The sequence below is a fragment of the Helicobacter pylori genome, from assembly GCF_009689985.1.
GTDB classification, from domain to species: Bacteria; Campylobacterota; Campylobacteria; order Campylobacterales; family Helicobacteraceae; genus Helicobacter; species Helicobacter pylori_CG.
Window position 1 is genome coordinate 1 of sequence record NZ_QBAW01000030.1, and the last position, 582, is coordinate 582.

1 pseudogene is annotated in these 582 nt (G+C 30.8%); it reads left to right on the plus strand.

What is annotated here, in order from left to right:
- Nucleotides 1–421, plus strand: a pseudogene (locus tag DBU79_RS07845) (glycosyltransferase family 8 protein); the annotation flags it as partial.
- Nucleotides 422–582 lie beyond the last annotated feature (161 nt).

Here is a 582-nt window from a genome sequence, read left to right on the forward strand (position 1 = left end):
GCCTTGGGACTATCCTTTTGGTTTGAAAGCGGATTTATGGCTGAACGCTTTGGCTAAAACCCCATTTATGAGCGATTACACTAAGAAAATGCACACCAATGAGAGCTTTTATACCACAAAAATGGCTGAGCAGCATTATTTTTCTTCAGTAAAATCTTCAAAAGAAATTCTTTTAAAAGCTCCGTATTTGTTTTTCAAATCGTATCTGTTTGTTGTGTTTAAAGAAAGGAAAATCCATTCAAGAGTTTTTGAATTAACTTGTAATTTAGTGAAAAAATTTTTCAATAAGCTTATTTATTTTGTGTTTTTGATGCCTAAAATGTTAGCTAAAAGGGTGGTTAGTAAGATCCTTAGAGTTTTAGGGCTTCATGGGATTGTTAAAAAAATCCTAATCAAACTCAAGCTTTTAAGAAAGGGCTAGAGTAAAGGGGTTAAAACCTTTCTTTAAATTAATTTGCTTTAAAAACAGCATAAAAACCAAAAAACAGAACCCTTTCAAGTTCGGTTTTTTTTTTTTTTGGATAAAATAGCCATTAAAAAAGGGTGTTTAATTTTTTATGACTTCAGCTTCAAACCATTCTT